The following is a 20,043-nucleotide window of genomic DNA, read 5'->3' as shown; positions in this document are numbered from 1 at the left end:
GCATCTACAACTTTTAATTGGACTAGAACCAATACGGCAACAGTAACAGGAATAGCCGCAAGCGGAAGCGGAAATATTAGTGGAACATTAATAAATACCACAAACGCAAATGTTACAGTAACTTTTACCATTACACCCACAGCTAACGGATGCACAGGCACCATAATCACTGCTACCGTGATTGTTAAACCAACACCGACAGCATCTGCAACCAACGCCTCCCAAACGATTTGTTCCGGAAGTGGTATAACCACCATGACCATTTCTGGAACCGTAGCGTCAACCACTTTCAATTGGACAAGAGATAATACAGTAGCAGTAACAGGAATCGCCGGAAGCGGCAGCGGGAATATATCAGGAAGTCTAACAAACACAACCAATGCTGCAGTTACAGTAACTTTCACCATTACACCAGTTGCCAATGGATGTAGCGGGGTTCCCGTAACCGCCACAGTAGTTGTAAAACCTAAACCGGATGCAATAGCTACAAGCGCGTCGCAAAATGCTTGTTCTGGAAGTCCGATTTCCAATATTGTACTTACAAGTGGTGTTGCAGGCACCACTTTTACCTGGACAAGAAACAATTCTGGCGTAACGGGTATTGCAAACAGCGGAAGCGGAAACATTAGTGGAACTTTGACAAACTCAACCACTGCACCTATTATTGTAACCTTTACCATCATGCCAACAGCGACCGCCTGTCCGGGCAACACTATAACCGCCACTGTGACTGTAAACCCTAAACCCACTGTTGCCGCTACAAACTCGCCACAAACTATCTGCTCTGGAAATTCAATTGTTGCGATGGCATTATCTGGAAATGTGACCGGAACCGTATATAACTGGACCCGGGACAATACCGCATCAGTTACCGGAATTGCAGCTAGTGGAAGCGGAAACATCAGCGGAACGTTGACCAATACAACGAGCGCAAATGTTACCGTAACTTTTACCATAACACCATTAGCAAATGGCTGTACAGGAACACCTATTACAACCATTGTAATTGTAAAACCAAAACCTACTGTGGCAGCAACTAATGCATCGCAAACTATTTGCTCCGGCGATACAATTGCCACAATGGTCCTTAGCAGCAGTACAGTAGGAACTACTTATACCTGGACGAGAAATAATACTGTTAATGTAACAGGAATTGCCGCCAGTGGTTCGGGTGATATCAGTGGTACATTAAACAATATAACCACCGCACCAATAACAGTGACTTTCACCATTTCCCCTACTGCAAACGGGTGCCCGGGAACGCCAATAACTGCAACTGTAGTGGTAATATCATCAACAGATGGGGGGGTAATCACTCCTGCGCTCATCACTACTTGTGCGCCTGCCAGCGGTACGTTGACATTAAGTAGTTATTTAGGTACAGTCCTACGGTGGGAATCATCAACAACCGGAGGTACAACATGGACTACAATTCCCGGGCCTATAACAACTACGACTCATAATTATTCCGGAATAAACCAAACTACGATTTTCAGAGCCGTGGTAGAAAATACTTCGTTTTGTCCCATTGCATACTCCGTAACGGCTGTAGTTAATGCAATTCCGACAATTATTCCAACACCCGTAGTAGCAACTCCATCCACCATCTGTGCCGGAGACTCTTCTATACTTACGTCACAAAGCGGGTATGCAACCAGTCAGAATCTAGCAACCGGCGGTGCCTTCAATAATTCCAATCCCACGGGATGGCTTGTAGATGGATGCGGCAATTGCCTTAACGCCGGGGGCAGTAACACTAATCCTGGTCCTTTCCAACTTAGTGCCACAAATGGAGGTACGTATTCAGGCATTAATTATAGTGCCACAGGGAAATTTGCTATTGCTAATGGTAATTTTAATTCCATCATGCAAACCCCGACATTCAGTACCGTCGGGCTTACTACAGCAACCTTGGAATTTAATCATGCGTATAATTTAGTGGGGACTTCATGGGTACGGGTAGAACTTTCACTAGATGGCGGGGCATCTTACAATATTGTACTAGCGGAATATTTTGCCACTGATACGCGAACTCCCTATAATAATTTCCCTCTTGAATCTATCAACTTAAGTGCTTATATTGGCCAGACTTCCTTGAAAGTACGTTTCAATTACCACGGTAGCGCCGGTAGTTCTTGGGCAATAGACAATATTAGAATTCCGGACGTGCCGGTAGGCTTAAATACGCAATGGGTTGACACAACTAATGGTCAGATTATAAGTAATACATCCACTGCAACTGTTTCGCCTATTGTAACAACTACTTATACGGTATCGACTACAATTGGTAGTTGTACAGGGGGTTCACAAAATGTTACCGTAACTGTTAATCCAAGACCTACCGCCAGTATTGGACCCAATCAAACGGTCTGTAATGGAGGTACGGCGACTTTCAGCATTGCATTAACAGGAACAGCGCCGTGGACAATCACTTACACTAATGGCACAACACCTACAACGGTAACGACGTCTCTTAATCCGTATGTTTTTTCTGTTCCAAATATCACTTCCAATGTAAGTTGTTGGATCACTGCTTTAAGAGATTTTCGATGTATAGCGATACCAGGCGATTTTACAGGGATGGCAAATATCACAGTGTTGAATGGAACACCAGGATTATGGACCGGATTAGTCAGTACCGATTGGTTTGACTGTCACAATTGGTCTGGTGGATTACCATCAAGTACCGTAAATGCGATGATTAATGCGGGAAGTCCAAGAATGCCGCTTATTGACCGTAGTTCCCCATTTGCTGCGGCTTATGGCTTTATTGCTTCGGCGCAAGATTTAATATTAAATGCAGGGACCTCACTTACGATGGCTGCTACCAATAATTCGGAATTAATGGTAAGCAGGGATTGGAAAAATAATGGCACATTTATTCCAGGAACCGGAACCGTCACTTTTAACGGAGCGACATCAAATCTTATTCAGACTGTAAATGAAGGAATAAAAACTCAGGAAACTTTTTACAACATGACTGTAAGCACGTCAAATGGAGGCAAAGGCGTGAGCGTTGTTACTGGATTTGAATTAACAGTCATACAGAATCTTTCCTTGTTAAATGGAGACTTACGTTTAACAGGCGATGCACAATTAGTACAAAACGGTACAGCGGCAAATCCTGCAGGTGGTACCGGGAAATTAGTAGCTGACCAACAAGGAACCAAAAGCAGTTGGCGTTATAATTACTGGTGCGCCCCAGTAAGTACCGACAATATCAATTATACAGTTGGTGGTATTTTACGTGATGGAACTGATGTTGTTTCATTTCCCTTTAATCCGTATAGCATCGCGTTTGGAAATGGGGTTACTTTTGCCGATGGCGTTGCATCAATTCCAATAAAAATTAGTAACAGTTGGATTTTTAAATACACTGCGCTCAGTAATAGCTATTCTGCATGGCAACCCATAGGCAGTACCGGGTCTTTAAAAATCGCCGAAGGTTTTACGATGAAAGGGACCGATGGCACAGCCGCCTTTTTAACGCAGCAAAATTATGTGTTCTACGGAAAACCAAATAGTGGAACCATTACCTTAAATATTAGTCTGGCCCAAAGTTATCTGATAGGAAACCCCTATCCTTCAGCTTTAAATGCCGATGCTTTTATTATAGATAACATTAAAGATGGCGGAAATGCTTCTTCTAATAATTTTAACGGAGCACTTTATTTTTGGGATCATTTCGGTGGTCAGACCCATTTATTAAATGAATACATTGGTGGTTATGCAACTTATTCTCTAATGGGAGGGGCAGTTGCTGTCGCGAATGATCCTTTGACCGTCAACAATAATTCCACCGGTACTAGAATGCCAGGTAAATTTATCCCGGTAGGACAGGGATTCTTTATTGGAACCATTGTGGATCCTTTATTAACTACCAATAATCCTGGATTAACTTCTGCAATAACGGGGGGACCAATAGTATTTAAAAACACCCAACGTCTTTTTAAAACAGAATCATCAAGTTCCGTATTCTTTAGAAACCAAAACGAATCCACAACAGCAATCGATGTAGATAACCGTCCAAAAATCAGATTAAAATTCATTTCCCCTTCTGGTGTACAACGCCAGTTATTATTAGGAGCAGATTCCCGCACCTCAACGCTATTTGATTTAGGTTATGATGCTCCAATGATAGATGTTAATAATGAGGATCTGTATTGGGATTTAAACCATAGTAAATTTGTAATTCAGGCAATTACTGATTTCAGTTCCAATCAGGAAATTTCTCTTGGAGTAAAAGTCGCCAGTGTTGGATTAACTACCATCAAAATAGATAATTTGGAAAATATCACTGATGCCACATCAATCTTTATTTATGATAATTTCACCGGTCTATACTATGATTTGAAAAATGGAGATTTCACTGCTTCCTTACCAATTGGCGAACATAACGACCGCTTTTCTGTACGCTTCTCCGAGGTGGCTTTAGATGTAGATCAACACAATGGTGCAGGCATTGAAATAATCCACGTACAAAATGGAAATCAACTGTTAATCAATAATTCATTAATTGGAGAGACTGTTAAAAAAGTCACTTTAGTAAATCTTATCGGTCAGGCGATTCAAAACTGGGAGGTTGAAAATTTAGACCAAGAGAACATACAAATCCCAATTAAAAACATAAGCATCGGCGCTTACGTTGTGCGAATCCATACTTCCAGCGGCACCTTAAGCAAAAAAATCATCATCAAACAATGACAGGATCTCTAAATTTATTTATACCTATTTAACAGCCTTCCCTATCGGAGGGCTGTTTTTTTTAATACCAAAATCACAAAAAAAATACCGAATTTAACAGAAACAGCAGCAGTCCGATCAAAAAGGATAACTTTGCCCTTATGAGAAAAATTTTCGTTCTGACACTTATTCTATTTGGAAGTTTTCTTATGCATGCTCAACTGAGTACCGTAATTGGAAAAACCGATTATCCATTTTGGGTAAATGTTCCTGTTCAAAAAGTGATGGATGGTAAAGTACCGATAATTATTTTTTTACATGGAAAAAGTCTCTCAGGAACAGATATCAACCGCGTGAAGCGATACGGCATTTTGCGTGCCATTGAAAAAGGCCGAAAAATACCGGCTTTAGTTATTGCCCCTCAATTGGCTTCCGGCGCTTGGAATCCTGACAAAGTATTAGAAGTATTAAAATATGTGCAGAAAAATTACAAAACCGATTTATCCCGGGTGTATGTCTGCGGGATGAGTCTTGGCGCGTATGGCACGATGCATTTTGCCGGGAAATATCCCCACCGGATAACAGCAGCAGTAGCAATTTGCGGCGGCGGTAACGAAAAAGATGCCTGCATGCTGGGAAAAATACCGTTATGGATTCAACATGGAGATAAGGATTTTGTCGTTCCGCTTTCCGAATCCAAAAAAATAGTAAATGCCATCAAGGGTTGTAATCCCAAAGCGGATGTGAAGTTTACCATCATCCCCGGCGGAAACCATAGCAATGTGGAAAATCTCTTTCGGGAAGATGCGATTTATGATTGGATGCTAAAGCAAAAGAAATAACTATCAAAAAATAAACGGCTGTCGTTAAGTGACAGCCTTTTTTATTATTTCAGATTTTGTATCAGTTCCTCTAAACTCACGTTTTTCTGTTCGCCTGAAACCAGGTCTTTCAACGCATATTGGTTTTTTTCCATTTCTTCCCCTCCAACAACAACTGCGAAAGGAATTCCGCGTTTGTCGGCGTGCTGAAACTGCTTTCCAACTTTTACATTATCAGGATATAGTTCCACTTTTATTCCGTGGTTGCGCAATTCCTTAATCGCTTTCATCGAATAAAAAGCTTCTTTTTCCCCATAATTAATGAACAATGCTTTGGAAGTTGAGGTAACGGTTTCCGGGAATAATTCCAATTCTTCAATTACCATGTAAATTCGGTCCAGGCCAAAAGAAATCCCTACACCACTCATATTTTTCAATCCAAAAATTCCCGTCAAATCATCATATCTTCCGCCGCCTCCAATAGAACCCATTGAAACGGATTTTGGCGGAGCGACTTCAAAAATAGCACCTGTGTAGTAATTTAATCCACGCGCTAAGGTTACATCCAAATCTAAAATTGATTTGTTCAATCCTAAGTTGATGACGTTATCACATATAAATAGTATTTCGGCAACACCTTTCATCCCTTCTTCCGAGGAGGCTAAAAGTTGGGACAATTTTTCAATTTTCTCTGAAATCGTTCCGGTGAAAGTGAATAACGGCTGTACTTTTGCAATCGCTTCAGCTGAAATTCCTTTTTCTATCATTTCGGTTTTTACACCGTCCTCGCCTATTTTGTCCAGCTTATCCAATGCAACAGTAAAGTCAATCAGTTTATCAGAAGCACCAATAACCTCAGCAATTCCCGAAAGGATTTTTCGGTTGTTGATTTTGATGGTCACGCCTTCCAAACCTAATTCATTGAAAACCGCATCGTACAATTGCACCAATTCTACCTCCTGCCACAAGGATGTGGAACCCACTACATCAGCATCACATTGATAAAATTCTCTGAAACGCCCTTTTTGTGGACGATCGGCACGCCAAACCGGTTGGATTTGGTATCGCTTAAACGGAAATTCAATATCATTTTGATGCTGTACCACATATCGTGCAAAGGGAACGGTTAGGTCGTAACGTAATGCCTTTTCAGAAATGCTGGATGTCAGTTTATTACTTTCTCTGTTTTCTAATAATGTAGCATCCACTTTTCCAAGATAATCCCCTGAATTCAAAATCTTAAAAATCAAACGATCACCTTCTTCCCCGTATTTTCCCATCAGGGTTTCGGAGTTTTCAAAGGAAGGCGTTTCTATTGGCTGGTATCCAAATTTCTCGAAATTACTTTTTATAATCTGGATAATATATTGGCGTTTTGCCACTTCAGTTGGTGAAAAGTCGCGCGTGCCTTTTGGTATACTCGGTTTCTGTGCCATTTTATTTTATCATTTTGAAGTTGCAAAAATAAGGTTTATTCGTCGATATGCATATTGGTTTACCGATAAGTTGCCTAAAAAGACAAAACATTCGCACAAAAAATAAAAATCAATCAACTAAATATTATTACTTTAGTGCCATCAAAATCCCACTATGTTTAATTTGATTAAAGAAAATATCCGAATTGCACTCAGTTCCATCCGTACACAATTATTGAGAACAATTCTTACCATATTGATTATTGCCATCGGTATTACCGCTTTAGTTGGAATCCTGACGGTGGTATCGGCATTAAGAAATACTCTTTCTACCAATTTTGCATCGATGGGTTCCAATACCTTCAACATCAATCAATATGAAAATACCACCAAAAGTCGTGGCGGTGATGAGATTGAAAAAATAAATCCGGTGATATCATATCCCGAAGCCAAGGCTTTCAAAGAAAGTTACCGATATCCTTTAACACAAACCTCGCTTTCTTTTACAGCTACCTCGACGGCTGAGGTTAAATTCGGCGCCAAGAAAACGGATCCGGAAATTTCAGTATTGGGAGTCGACGAGCATTTTTTAAACAATTCCGGCTTGCAAACCACCTTAGGACGGAATTTTACCGGTTTTGATATTGATAATAATGCCTATGTCTGTGTTGTAGGTTCGGATTTTGAAAAAGGGTTGCTAAAGGATCTGAATCCTATCGACAAAGTTATTTCTGTTCGCGGAGCCAAATTCAGGGTTATTGGGGTTTTGAAGGAAAAGGGATCCACCTTTGGAAACAGTCAGGATCTACGGGTTTTGATCCCGATTCAGGTGGCGCGCTCCTTATTCACTGCTCCCAAAATCAATTATATGATGAGCGTTATGGTTGAAAAAGAGGAATTACTCAATGAAGCCGTAGATAATGCGACCATAACAATGCGCCGCGTACGAAGACTGAATCCCGTTCAGGAAACGAATTTCGGAATTTCTAGAAGTGACGATCTGATCAACAGGATAGCGGAATTAACAGGCGTATTAAGTGCTTCGGCATGGATAATAGGTATCATTACCATTTTTGGTTCGTCTATTGCATTGATGAACATTATGTTGGTTTCCGTTACCGAAAGAACACGTGAAATTGGTGTCCGTAAAGCTTTAGGTGCCAAAAGAAGTACAATTGCCTTTCAGTTTTTTGTGGAAACCTTAATCATTGGCCAATTAGGTGGATTGGTGGGAATCATTTTAGGAATCCTGATTGGTTACGGAATTTCATCGGCCATTGATTTCGATTTTGTAATTCCGTGGAGTGCTATTGTAGCCGCAGTCATCACCACATTTTTGGTAGCGGTAGTTTCGGGTTCCTATCCGGCGGTAAAGGCTTCTAAGCTCGATCCGATTGAAGCGCTCCGATACGAATAATTTATAGTATTTTTAAAGAAATACCAATTGGCACTTCACGCGTTATCAAATTGTTGTTAGCGGTTCGATGTTCTTTTTTCTTCTTCAACATATTCTAAGATATCTCCAGGCTGGCAATTTAATGCCTTACAAATAGCATCCAAAGTTGTAAAACGAATAGCCTTTGCCTTTCCAGTCTTTAATATTGAAAGATTGGAAAGGGTCAAATCTACCCTTTCAGAAAGTTCGTTTAGTGACATTTTTCGCTTGGCCATCATCACATCAAGATTTACTATAATCGGCATAATTTATATGGTTAGGTCGTTTTCAGATTGAATTTCTATTCCCCTCTTAAAAATTTGTGCAATTACAAATAATGTTACGGACATAAACAACCAAACATCTGCTCCATCTATATTTAAGCTTTGTATATCAGGCATTTTCACTCCCTGCGTACCTAACCATTTACTATATTTCACACCCCAAGAAGAGAATATACTTATTCCAAATGACAGGTAGGAAACATTAAATACAAACTGTCCCATTTCCCGATTAAAAGGATTGGAAATATTTAGTTTCTTGTTTTTTAAAATTTTCACAATCAGGTAAAAAAGAAGCGTTTTCATTATTGCCGGAATACTTACCAGCAATAATTGAACATAGAAATGTCCGTGGTCAAATGCATAGAGATTGTCCAACCCAAAATAACCGGAATTATCTAAATTGAAAAGTAGTGATAAGAAAGGATTCAGTATTAAACTACCGGCTTCAATACACAAACCAATAAATATTATCCAAGATAAGATATACAATACATTAAGTATTTGCTTAGTGCTAATTTTAATTTCCATTTTGTTTGAGTTACTATTTACATCCACAAATGTAATAAATATTTATTGACATTCAATAAAAATAGATTGTTTTTAAAAAAATAAAAATGCTGGTGAATGTGTTACTTATTGTTTTTGGCTGGGTAGAATGCAACGGAAGATGGTTGGCCAAGTGTTTTGAGTCAGCCTTCAATTGTTTCTCTGACATCATATCTTATTGAGGCAACTCGCATCCAATCATTCGGTCATTGCCGTAAATATCTTTCCGGAGTTCCATATTTTTAAAATTCAGATTCTGAAGCAAATCCATCATTTCTTTTCCGAGATATTGGTTGATTTCAAAATACAGTTGTCCGTTATCCAAAAGATTCTTTTTTGCCAAATCGGATATTTTACGATAAAAAAGTAGCGCATCATTGTCCTCCACAAAAAGGGCCAAGTGAGGTTCATTATCCAAAACGTTTTTCTTGATTTCCTCCTTTTCCAAATTGCGTACATACGGCGGATTGGAAACGATGATATCAAATTGCTGGTTCAAATTTTCAGTTGCCAGAATATCCATTTGAATAAATGTCACTTTGACTTCATTGCGTTGTGCATTTTTTTCGGCTGTAGCCAAAGCTTTCTCCGAAACATCAATGGCAAATACTTCCGCATTGGGGATATTTTTCGCCAGTGATATGGCAATGCACCCGCTTCCGGTACCGATATCGAGAATTTTAATGGTGCCCGATATATTTTTAGTTTTGGAAATAATCCATTCCGCCAATTCCTCTGTTTCCGGTCTCGGAATCAAAACATTTTCGTTGACTTCAAAATCCAGTCCGTAGAAACTGGTCGTGCCCAAAATATACTGAATTGGGATTTCCTTTTTTAATTGTTCCAGAATAGAATTCCAAACCTGGATTTCGTTTTCCGATAAAGTGAGTTGTGGACTGAGTGCCAGATCAATTCTTTTCAACTGATGTCTGTCTTCCAGAATGAGATAAAAAAAACTTTCAGATTCTCCCGCGTCATAAAACGGCGTCAGTTCGTCAATAAAATAAGTTCGGTAGTCTTTTATGCTTCTGTCTGTTTTCATCCTTACAACTCTTTAATCATCCAGACAGGGCACGATGTGTGTCCGGTGTTACCCATTGGTCCGCATAAATAATCGAATCCGGATTTTTTATACAGTTTCTGTGCATCTTCCATATACGGCATTGTTTCAAGATAGCACTTTTCATATCCAAATTCTTTGGCACGGGTCAGGCATCTGTCCATCATCTTGTTTCCCAATCCCAAACCGCGGGCTTCCGGCAGAAAGTACATCTTCTGCAGTTCGCAGATCGTTTCCGCTTCATTCTCCAGTTGGCTAATTCCGGCCCCGCCAATAATTTTTCCGTTATTTTCCACTACATAATAAACCGCATTAGGTTTATCATACGCCTCACACATAAAATCCAACTGCGGATCGGCATATGCTGTCCCTACTTTTGGCACATTGTATTCCAATAAAACGTTTCGGATTACGGCTGCAATTGCAGGATTGTCGGCCGGCTTAATTTCTCTGATAAGTATGCTATCCATGCTGAATTTAATTTATAATGAAATGCCTAGCCCCGATGGCCGTGAAAATCCTTTAATGGCCTGACCAAAGGCGAGTAAAGATTGCAACATACAGCGGGAAAAAGCTCCTGAAAATTATCGTTTTAATTCTTATTTTTTAAGTGTAATTTTGTGATGTGAAGATACATGAAACGCTCATGAAAAAAAAGAAATATTCAAAATTAGAAAAGAGCGTTCCTGACGACCATGGGCAAGAACTATGACTACCGAAGAAAAATACATGAAACGCTGCATTCAATTGGCCAAAAATGGTTTGGGCACCACCTATCCTAATCCGTTGGTGGGCAGTGTAATTGTACATGAAGGCAAAATTATCGGCGAGGGATGGCATCAAAAATCCGGCGAACCCCATGCCGAAGTCCATGCGGTAAACTCCGTAAAAGACAAATCACTGTTATCCAAAGCGACGATTTATGTGAGCCTTGAACCCTGCAGTCACTTTGGAAAAACGCCACCGTGCTGCGATATGATTATCCGGCACAAGATCCCCAATGTTGTTGTGGGAACGATTGACCCTTTTGCGAAGGTAGCAGGAACCGGAATCAGGATACTGATGGAAGCCGGAAAAAATGTGACCGTTGGTATTCTGGAAAAGGAATGCCATGAACTGAACAAACGCTTTTTTACCTTCCACCATAAGAAAAGACCCTACATCATATTGAAATGGGCCGAAAGTCTGGACGGATACATCAGCCCGGCCGAAAAACAGGAACAGAAACCAGTGTGGATTTCGAATTTGTTTTCCCGACAACTGGTGCATAAATGGCGGACAGAAGAGCAGTCGATCCTTGTGGGGACGCAAACCGTGGTGGATGACAATCCGAAATTGGACGCGCGGGATTGGTCGGGCAATAATCCTGTTAAAATTGTTATTGACAGAAATAATCGTATTTCAAAAGAAAGTCATATATTTGATAGTCCCCGGAATACCATCATTTTTAACAGCGGAACCTACAATGCTGTAAAAGAGAATGTTACTAGTGTTGGAATTGATTTTAGCAAAAACATATGCGAGCAGATTGTCGCGTTTTTGCATCAAAATGAAATACAATCGGTAATTATTGAAGGCGGCAGACAAACATTACAATCATTTATTGATTCTAATCTTTGGGATGAAGCGAGAGTTTTTAAAGGCAGCGTGGAGTTGAGAAACGGAACCAGAGCGCCCTTTTTAAATGGAAATGGAAAAAAATATTCAATACACAATGATGAACTTATAATCTTTCGAAACTATGATTAACACAATTATTTTTGATTTTGGGGATATATTTATTAATTTGGATAAAGGGGCTCCAAAAGTTGAGTTTGCAAAATTAGGGTTAAAGGAATGGCCATCGGATCTGGACGAATTGTCCATAAAATTCGAATTGGGAAAAGTGGACGAACTTCAATTCATCCAAGGCATTCAGAAATATTTGCCGGATGCTTCGATCGAAGATGTCCGTAACGCATGGAATTCTGTTTTACCGGAACATCCAATGCCATTGTACCGACTGGAATTTCTACAGATACTATCCTTAAAATACCGTTTGTTTTTATTGAGCAATACGGATCCGATGCACATTGAAAAATTCCAGCATAAAGCGGGAATGACTTTTTACAGGGAATTTTACCAATGTTTTGAGCAGGTGTATTTCTCGTTCGAATTAGGAATGAGAAAACCGGAACCGGAACTTTTCAATTATATTATTAAGAAGCACGATTTGTCTTTAAGACGTACGCTTTTTATTGACGACAGTAAAGAAAATACCGATGCCGCTGCCGCTATCGGACTTCAGGTATGGAATTTACAAGTGGGCCAGGAAGATGTCGTTGATTTATATGATAAAAAAATCATTACATAGAATAACCCATTTTGGACTACAAAGACACGTATCGAACTATTGAACAACCTTCAACAGCCGTTTTATTTAAAGAAAAAAACAGCAAATTTTTTGGTTATGCTTTTCCCGTTAGTCACGAAGACGAAGTAAAAACTCATTTGGAACATTTAAGAAAAGAGCATTTTGGCGCCGGCCATTTCTGTTATGCTTACCAAATAGGCACGGACAAAATCTCCTTTCGCACCAATGATGATGGCGAACCGAGCAACAGTGCCGGAATGCCCATTTACGGACAAATCCAATCTTTTGGTGTGACCAATATTTTAGTTGTTGTGATACGTTTTTTTGGAGGCGTAAAACTGGGAGTTGGCGGATTGATTTCTGCTTACAAAACCACTGCGCAGATGGCACTGGAAATTTCGGAGATTATAGAGAAAACCATTGACGTTCATTTCCTTATTACATTTGATTACAAAAACATGAATAAAGTCATGCGGGTCATCAAAGAAAAAAACCTGGAAATCGTCAACCAAAAAATGGAACTGAGTTGTGAGATTGAAGTTTCCACGCGAAAAAAAAATGCCGAAAAGGTATCCGACATTTTTAATTCCATGTTTGAAATTAATATAACAAAATTAGATTAATTTGTTTCAAATTTCGATGGTGCTCAAAAGCTCTTTTATATAACTCGGAGGAGTCACTGGCCGACCCGTTTTTATGTCGACAAACACCAAAACAAAGTGAGCAGTTGTTAATAACTCATTTTCCTCGTTACGAATCTCACAATCAAATTCAATCTTGACTGTAGTCTGACTTTTAAACTTCGTTTTTACAGTCAGCACCTCATCATAACGTGCTGATTTCTTATAATTAATATTCATCGAAACAATCGGAAGTGCCACTCCCCTTTCTTCCATACTTTTATAAGAAACCCCTTTGTCTCTTAGCCATTCCACTCTTCCCATTTCGAAATACGGCACATAATTTCCGTGATAAACCACGCCCATCTGGTCGGTTTCTGAGTAGCGGACACGCACCTGGATCTGATGTTCTTTCATATGATATTTTAATTAAATTTGACGCTTTTTGAAAGGTCCTTACAACAATATTTTTAGAAAATCAATCTTGATTTTATTTTTTTTTAACGATTTTTGTTCACATATTTGTCTTCCCAAAAAAATACAAAAGAAGTCACTTTCAATTGTATGAAAACATTTAATATAACAATACTAATTTAACCGAATATATGAGCAAAACTGCGCAATCAGTATGGGAAAACTGTCTGTCTTTCATAAAGGACAATATTCAGGACCAAGCCTACAAAACTTGGTTCGAACCTATCAAATCAGTTGAGCTAACCGATAACGCATTATATATTCAAGTACCTAGTAAATTTTTCTACGAATGGTTGGAAGAACACTATGTAAAATTATTAAAAGTGGCCCTGACCAAAGAACTTGGAAAAAACGCAAAGTTACTCTATAAAATTAAAATGGAAAACACTTATGGCAATAAACAACCGTTTACGGAACAATTGCCCAGTGCCCACAGAGGACCATTGAAACCACAAGAAGTAGATGCCCCATTTAAAAATCTAAGCCCGGAATTAAAAAATCCATTTGTGATTCCAGGGATTCGAAATTTAAAAATCGAGTCGCAATTAAATGCAAACTACAGCTTTGATAATTTTCTTGAAGGAGATTCAAACCGATTGGCTCGTTCTGCCGGTATGGCAGTCGCCAACAAACCAGGCGGGACTTCCTTTAATCCCTTATTAATCTTTGGAGGAGTTGGTCTTGGTAAAACGCATTTGGCCCATGCTATTGGTGTTGAAATAAAAGATAAATATCCTGAAAAAACCGTGCTGTATATTTCAGCTGAAATTTTCACTCAACAATATATTGATTCAGTTAAGAAAAATAACCGGAACGATTTCATCCATTTCTATCAGTTAATTGATGTTTTGATTATTGATGATGTTCAATTCCTTTCCGGAAAATCAGGAACGCAAGATGTGTTTTTCCATATCTTCAACTACCTGCACCAAAACGGAAAACAGGTAATCCTGACTTCTGATAAGGCACCTGTTGACATGCAGGATATCGAACAACGTTTGTTGTCCCGTTTCAAATGGGGACTTTCTGCAGAACTGCACCAGCCTGATTATGAAACAAGAATTTCTATCTTAAAGAATATTCTATACCGTGACGGCGTGGAAATTCCGGAAGAAATAATCGAATATGTTGCCAAAAACATTAAATCGAACGTTAGAGAGTTAGAAGGCGCTATCATCTCATTGATTGCCCAATCGTCTTTCAATAAAAAGGAAGTTACTATTGATTTGGCAAAACAGGTGGTTGAAAAATTCGTTAAGAATGTAAAACGTGAAGTTTCCATTGACTATATCCAAAAGACCGTTTCTGATTATTTCCAATTGGATATTGAAACATTACAATCTAAAACCAGAAAAAGACATGTGGTTCAGGCGAGACAATTAGCTATGTTTTTTGCTAAGAAATTCACGAAAGCATCTTTAGCCAACATCGGATCTCAAATTGGTGACCGTGACCACGCTACTGTTTTACATGCTTGTAAAACCGTTGATAATTTGGTTTCTACCGATAAACAATTCAAAAAATACGTGGATGATATCCACAAAAAATTATCGCTATAAATGCCTGTTAAAATCTTAATGGTATGTTTGGGAAATATTTGTCGTTCGCCGTTGGCACAAGGACTTTTGGCTTCTAAACTTCCTAAAGATAAATTCTCCGTGGATTCAGCCGGTACCGGACCCTGGCATGTCGGAAGACAGCCTGATGAGCGTTCCATCGCTATTGCATTGAAAAACGGCTTGGATATTTCTTATCAAAAAGGCAGACAGTTTTCAGCAAAAGACTTCGACAATTTTGATTACATCTACGTAATGGACAATATCAATTATGATGATGTGATGTTTTTAGCCCAGACCGAAGAACATAAAAAGAAAGTCCATATGATTCTGAACGTATTGTTTCCAGATGAAAATGTGGATGTACCCGATCCTTATTTTGGTTTGCAGAATGGATTCGATATGGTATATGAAATGTTGGATGAGGCCTGTACTATCATTGCTGACAAGCTAGTTCAAAAACACGTATAACAATTAGCTACGTCTTCACTTTATTACTTCAATTAAAAAGCTGTTTTCCGTAACCCGCATTATTTCAATTAATCACTACCTTCGCATTTAAATCCATTAATGAATGAAACCCACTGCATTATTAGGTAAATTATATCTTATTCCAACTACTTTAGGCGAAAGCGATCCTATGGATGTATTGCCGCAAACCGTAAAAAGAGCCATAGATTTCATTGACGATTATATTGTCGAGAACGAAAAAACCGCCAGAAAGTTCATCAAAAGCATTCAGCCAGAAAAAGTACAAGCCGCTTTGCGTCTTAGCTCCCTGAACAAACACACCGAAAAGTCAGAGCATAATGAAATGATTAAGCCTCTATTAGAAGGTAAAAACATTGGACTTATGTCCGAAGCAGGCTGTCCGGGAGTAGCAGATCCTGGTTCGGTAATTGTGAAATTGGCACATGAAAAAGGAATACAGGTAGTTCCTTTGGTTGGCCCTTCCTCTATTTTGTTAGCCATAATGGCTTCCGGAATGAACGGTCAAAGCTTTGCATTCAATGGATATATCCCAATTGATAAGGCAGATAAAAAAGCAGCTTTGAAAAATTTAGAAAAATTATCCCAAGATAAAAACCAATCCCAGATTTTTATTGAAACTCCTTATCGGAATAACAAGATGCTGGAAGATATCCTCCAGGCTATTCAACCATCGACCTATCTTTGCATCGCATCGGACATTACACTGCCTACCGAATATATTAAAACGATGAGGGCCTCGGAATGGAAAAATGCCAAAATCGATTTACACAATCGCCCTACTATATTTATCATCCATAAAATGTAGCGCATAAAAAAACCTGTGCGAAGACAGGTTTTTTTTTATGAACGCAAATGTTTATTTCACTCTTGCATTGTTATCGGCCACAATTCCTGAAGTTTCATATCCTGCAAAATCTCTCATATAATGCTTGATAGAGGTACCGTAGTTGTCTTTGCATTTTTTTCTGCCATTACTGTGCAGAAATCTTTTTACAGAACCGGCTCCTCCCAAATGGGCTGCCGCCAAAATACCTGATTCGGTTATCCGAACTCCGCCTACAATCTTACCTTCGTACTTTTCAATTTCATCTTTCAGTTCCCATTTATTCTTAGCCAAGAGCGCCACAAATGCCTTTTCCTGCATTTTTGGACTGTTTAAGAACGCTAAGCTGTCATGAATTCCGATGGTTTTCAGGGTTCCCACACCAAATTGGTATTTGCCCATATAACCCAGAGAGTTAATCTTTCTGTACTTTCCTTCTGATTCTTTGAAACCAATGGCTTCTTTGTAACCCACAAAAAACCTGCCGGTGAAAGGAATGTTTAGACTTTTGTAATCATTTTGTTTCTGTGATGGAAATTGATAAGAGATATCCTCATTCACATCTACATGAAACCAATCGAAAGTTTCCGATTTTAAAGGTTTAAAACCTGAGCTTAAAAAAGCTACGACGCTGATTATTCCAGCGTAAAAGAACCATTTTCTTAACATAAGTTGTTTTTCTTCTTAACGATGTTTTTATTTTGTCAGTGAGACAAATAAGTCATCAAACTGGGGCATTTTTGAAACATCAAAACCAACATAAAATTCAAAAAGCCGGTAACGACTTTGGGACTAAAAGTGATTTCAGAATTAAGAAATTTCTACCCTGCAAAGATAACCTAAATAAAACGGGGTTGAAAATCAATATGTTAAAATTATCTAAAAATAGACGAAGTGCCATTTTAACTGGTTATTCTGCGTGTATACAACTGTAGGAGCAGGCACTTTTATGGTGTTGAAGAGTGAAAAAAGTGTTTTCAAAACATGGGATTTCGTCTTGATTTTAGTCAGATCGACATCAAAAGACAAATAATACTGTCGGTACCGGTCATAATTTGGAAGCGAAGAATTACTCAACGGTTCATTGTGTCCATTGATCATTCCTTCAGCTCCATAACCTATTGCCAAATTGAGCCAGGTTGGTATTTTGCTGGTTTTAAAAAAGGCATGCATGTTGGCAGACAACCAATAGGTTTGTCCGTTATAATCCTTCAGAATTTGTTCGTCAACAGAATTGCCAAGAACTTCCGGTCTTACAGAAGCGTATCTTGTGCTATGAAAAGAAAATTTAGGAATGATGCGTTGCTCTTTCCAGATCAATTCCTGAGAAACAAACAGTGCTGTTCCGGTTGCATTTGCCAATACATCTCCAGACGAGGCACCCCATTCCGCCGAATAGCCATCAAATATCTCAACAGCCGACAGGAAAACAAATCCTGCAGTTGCTCCATATAGCAGTTGTTTTTTGCGGCCGACACCACTCCATTGCAAGGTGTTCTTACCTATGTTTCCAAGTTGATAGGAAGAAAAAACGTGGCCGGCTTTATCCATTTGCAACCAATCGGAATTATCATTTATAAAATGAAAATCTGATCTTGGATAATCCTTATACCAAAGTTGGTTCAGCCCGACTAATGCAGTTGCAGCCAAAGCAGTTTCGGAAATAACCACCGTATTTCTTCTGGATATATTTAACGAATCGGAAGGTTTTAAAAAATTATCTACTGTATTCTGTGCAAAACCCTGATGAAAGATTACTACAGAAAACAGCGCGAAAAAAAAATATTTATTCCAACTCAAAATTACTTTCTTAAAACTTCTCTTTCCAATGCCTGTTTATTCAACCATTCCACATATTTCTTACGATTAACCGCATGCTGCGATAAGGTGGAAGCAAATTCATGATAGCCAAATTTGGTGACGCTGGCGCAGAAATAAAGATAATCATTGTTTTCAGGATCCAGTACGGCGTCAATGGCAGTAATATCCGGCATTGCAATCGGGCCGGGAGGCAAACCGATATTCATATAGGTATTAAAAGGAGAACTGATTTTCAAATCATTGAAATACACTCTTTTGATAATGGTATCAAAATCACCCAATTGCTTTTTCTTGGCAAAAATAACCGTTGGATCTGCCTGAAGTGGCATCTCCAATTTCAAACGATTGATGTAAACTCTTGCTACCCTTGGTCTTTCGTCTTTTTTTACTGTTTCTTTGTGTACTATAGATGCTAAGGTAGTAGCCTGAATTGGGGTAAATCCTAATTTAGCTGCTTTAGCTGTACGTTCTTCATTCCAGAATTTGCGGTATTCCTTAATCATTTTATCGCGGAATTTTATGGCAGATGTGTTCCAGTAAAACTCATAGGTATTTGGAATGCAGATGCTCAACACATTGTCTTTGGTCAGGCCGTTTTCTTTTAAGAAAGTTGAATCGGTAAACGTTTTCATTAACGAAGTACTGTCGGCTTCGATTTGCGACCCCACTCTTCCGGCCACATTCTCCAACCGTTCCTGATTATTGAAAGCTAATTTCACCGGGACATTCTGACGCATCGCATTTACCAATTCAAAACTGTTCATTCCTTTTTTGAACAAAAAGCGACCGGATTTTACATTCTCCGGATATGATCTTTTATTGGCGACCATTTCAAAACGGTCCATATCTTTGATAAAAGGGTTGATTATTTTTTTGACATCTGCATAAGTGGCGTCAGTTGGAACATGTACAAAAAATTCATCTTCTGCAAATTTCGTATTATCAGAAAAAATATCCCGGTACAGTTTATAACCATAAACCATTAAGGCTAAAATTACAAGAATAGAAACAATCGATAGTATTTTTTTATTTTTCATTTGTGAGGTGCTGTTTGTTAACTGTTGGCTTATACGTTTTTTTAAATCGTTTTATTTAAAATTTTGGGTTGATTAACTGAAATAAAGCTTCATCTTGGTATCTGCCATCCACTAAATTCCACTGTTTTTTAATCCCTATTTTTTCAAAGCCAAATTTAGTAAAAAGGCTCAGACTGGGTTCATTGTTAGTATCAATATTCGCAAATAATTGATGAAGGTTTAATTGACGGAACGCATATTGAATTAACAAATCGAGGGCTTCGGTTCCTATTCCATGCCCCCTATTCTGATCATTACCGACAAGGATACCAATACCGGCCCGATTATTTTTAGGATCAAACTCAAATAAATCAATAAGTCCAATGGCGTTTTTATCATTGTTTTTGCAAATAGCCAATCGCAATTGTTTGGCTTCAAAAATATCCTGATGGGCGTTTTCCAGATATTGGCGGACCAAGAAACGACTGTACGGCGTATTGGTATTACTTACTTCCCAAATGCATTCGTCGTTTTCCAAAGCATACACAAACTCCAAATCATTGGGCTCGAGTGCTCTTAAATGTATGGTCTTCCCTTTTAATGTAATCAAAATAGATTATTGGATTATCGGTTATAAATTTGAT

The 20,043-nt window shown here is 38.8% G+C and carries 19 protein-coding genes and 1 pseudogene; 10 read left to right on the top strand and 10 right to left on the bottom strand.

Annotated features, from left to right (window positions below; genetic code table 11):
* Positions 1-51 precede the first annotated feature (51 nt).
* The 3 genes and pseudogenes from FNW07_RS14020 to FNW07_RS11345 all read left to right on the top strand — a co-directional run.
* A pseudogene (locus tag FNW07_RS14020) lies at positions 52-162 on the top strand (PKD-like domain-containing protein); the annotation flags it as partial.
* A 93-nt stretch (positions 163-255) separates the two neighbouring features.
* A complete protein-coding gene (locus FNW07_RS13810) occupies positions 256-4,704 on the top strand; it encodes a PKD-like domain-containing protein (RefSeq protein ID WP_255512758.1) in 4,449 nt (1,482 codons plus the stop codon).
* Between the two features lie 140 nt (positions 4,705-4,844).
* On the top strand, positions 4,845-5,525 hold the full coding sequence (locus tag FNW07_RS11345) for a dienelactone hydrolase family protein (protein ID WP_126744833.1): 681 nt from the start codon (positions 4,845-4,847) through the stop codon (positions 5,523-5,525).
* A gap of 44 nt (positions 5,526-5,569) precedes the next feature.
* Here the strand turns inward: FNW07_RS11345 and hisS are convergent, their stop codons facing one another.
* On the bottom strand, positions 5,570-6,940 hold the full coding sequence (gene hisS / locus FNW07_RS11340; RefSeq protein WP_126744832.1) for a histidine--tRNA ligase: 1,371 nt from the start codon (positions 6,938-6,940) through the stop codon (positions 5,570-5,572).
* 154 nt (positions 6,941-7,094) lie between these two features.
* Here hisS and FNW07_RS11335 point away from each other — a divergent pair, with 154 nt between their 5' ends.
* Entirely contained in the window at positions 7,095-8,336 is a 1,242-nt protein-coding gene (locus tag FNW07_RS11335) for an ABC transporter permease (protein WP_126744831.1), read from the top strand.
* 56 nt (positions 8,337-8,392) lie between these two features.
* On the opposite strand, the gene FNW07_RS11330 is transcribed toward FNW07_RS11335, so the two are convergent.
* The 4 genes from FNW07_RS11330 to FNW07_RS11315 form a co-directional block, all read right to left on the bottom strand.
* Positions 8,393-8,620 carry a helix-turn-helix transcriptional regulator gene (locus tag FNW07_RS11330; protein ID WP_126744830.1) on the bottom strand — a complete coding sequence of 76 codons (228 nt, stop codon included), beginning with the start codon at positions 8,618-8,620 and terminating at the stop codon, positions 8,393-8,395.
* 3 nt (positions 8,621-8,623) lie between these two features.
* A complete protein-coding gene (locus tag FNW07_RS11325) occupies positions 8,624-9,166 on the bottom strand; it encodes a DUF2975 domain-containing protein (protein ID WP_126744829.1) in 543 nt (180 codons plus the stop codon).
* Positions 9,167-9,359: 193 nt separating this feature from the next.
* Positions 9,360-10,226: a peptide chain release factor N(5)-glutamine methyltransferase gene (prmC, locus tag FNW07_RS11320; protein WP_126744828.1), complete on the bottom strand. Its 867-nt coding sequence runs from the start codon at positions 10,224-10,226 to the stop codon at positions 9,360-9,362.
* Positions 10,227-10,228: 2 nt separating this feature from the next.
* Positions 10,229-10,714: a GNAT family N-acetyltransferase gene (locus FNW07_RS11315; protein ID WP_126744827.1), complete on the bottom strand. Its 486-nt coding sequence runs from the start codon at positions 10,712-10,714 to the stop codon at positions 10,229-10,231.
* Positions 10,715-10,952: 238 nt separating this feature from the next.
* On the opposite strand from FNW07_RS11315, the gene ribD reads away from it, so the two are divergent.
* Genes ribD through FNW07_RS11300 form a run of 3 tightly spaced genes read left to right on the top strand, consistent with a single transcriptional unit; the run spans position 10,953 to position 13,220 of the window.
* Entirely contained in the window at positions 10,953-11,993 is a 1,041-nt protein-coding gene (gene ribD / locus FNW07_RS11310) for a bifunctional diaminohydroxyphosphoribosylaminopyrimidine deaminase/5-amino-6-(5-phosphoribosylamino)uracil reductase RibD (protein ID WP_126744826.1), read from the top strand.
* Complete coding sequence (locus FNW07_RS11305; protein WP_126744825.1) at positions 11,986-12,597, top strand: HAD family phosphatase; 612 nt, start codon at positions 11,986-11,988, stop codon at positions 12,595-12,597. Before ribD ends, FNW07_RS11305 begins: the two co-directional genes overlap by 8 nt.
* Before the next feature lie 11 nt (positions 12,598-12,608).
* Positions 12,609-13,220, top strand: a complete 612-nt coding sequence (locus FNW07_RS11300; protein ID WP_126744824.1) for a YigZ family protein — start codon at positions 12,609-12,611, stop codon at positions 13,218-13,220.
* 6 nt (positions 13,221-13,226) lie between these two features.
* On the opposite strand, the gene FNW07_RS11295 is transcribed toward FNW07_RS11300, so the two are convergent.
* Positions 13,227-13,634: a thioesterase family protein gene (locus FNW07_RS11295; RefSeq protein WP_126744823.1), complete on the bottom strand. Its 408-nt coding sequence runs from the start codon at positions 13,632-13,634 to the stop codon at positions 13,227-13,229.
* 188 nt (positions 13,635-13,822) lie between these two features.
* On the opposite strand from FNW07_RS11295, the gene dnaA reads away from it, so the two are divergent.
* The 3 genes from dnaA (at position 13,823) to FNW07_RS11280 (ending at position 16,544) form a co-directional block, all read left to right on the top strand.
* Positions 13,823-15,250, top strand: a complete 1,428-nt coding sequence (dnaA, locus tag FNW07_RS11290; RefSeq protein WP_126744822.1) for a chromosomal replication initiator protein DnaA — start codon at positions 13,823-13,825, stop codon at positions 15,248-15,250.
* Positions 15,251-15,718, top strand: coding sequence for a low molecular weight protein-tyrosine-phosphatase (locus FNW07_RS11285; protein WP_126744821.1), 468 nt, complete (start codon positions 15,251-15,253; stop codon positions 15,716-15,718). It begins immediately after the preceding gene.
* Positions 15,719-15,821: 103 nt separating this feature from the next.
* Positions 15,822-16,544 carry an SAM-dependent methyltransferase gene (locus FNW07_RS11280; RefSeq protein WP_126744820.1) on the top strand — a complete coding sequence of 241 codons (723 nt, stop codon included), beginning with the start codon at positions 15,822-15,824 and terminating at the stop codon, positions 16,542-16,544.
* Between the two features lie 51 nt (positions 16,545-16,595).
* Here the strand turns inward: FNW07_RS11280 and FNW07_RS11275 are convergent, their stop codons facing one another.
* From FNW07_RS11275 to FNW07_RS11260, 4 genes are all read right to left on the bottom strand, one after another.
* A complete protein-coding gene (locus FNW07_RS11275; protein WP_126744819.1) occupies positions 16,596-17,231 on the bottom strand; it encodes a peptidoglycan-binding protein LysM in 636 nt (211 codons plus the stop codon).
* Between the two features lie 210 nt (positions 17,232-17,441).
* Positions 17,442-18,362, bottom strand: a complete 921-nt coding sequence (locus tag FNW07_RS11270; RefSeq protein WP_255512757.1) for a DUF2279 domain-containing protein — start codon at positions 18,360-18,362, stop codon at positions 17,442-17,444.
* Between the two features lie 2 nt (positions 18,363-18,364).
* A complete protein-coding gene (gene mltG, locus FNW07_RS11265; RefSeq protein WP_126744818.1) occupies positions 18,365-19,420 on the bottom strand; it encodes an endolytic transglycosylase MltG in 1,056 nt (351 codons plus the stop codon).
* A gap of 55 nt (positions 19,421-19,475) precedes the next feature.
* Positions 19,476-20,009: a GNAT family N-acetyltransferase gene (locus FNW07_RS11260; protein WP_126744817.1), complete on the bottom strand. Its 534-nt coding sequence runs from the start codon at positions 20,007-20,009 to the stop codon at positions 19,476-19,478.
* Between the last annotated feature and the right edge of the window lie 34 nt (positions 20,010-20,043).

The organism is Flavobacterium sp. GT3R68, assembly GCF_007109225.1.
Taxonomy (GTDB): Bacteria; Bacteroidota; Bacteroidia; order Flavobacteriales; family Flavobacteriaceae; genus Flavobacterium.
Note: the sequence above shows the minus strand (reverse complement) of the source record. Positions and strands in the feature narration are given on the sequence as shown.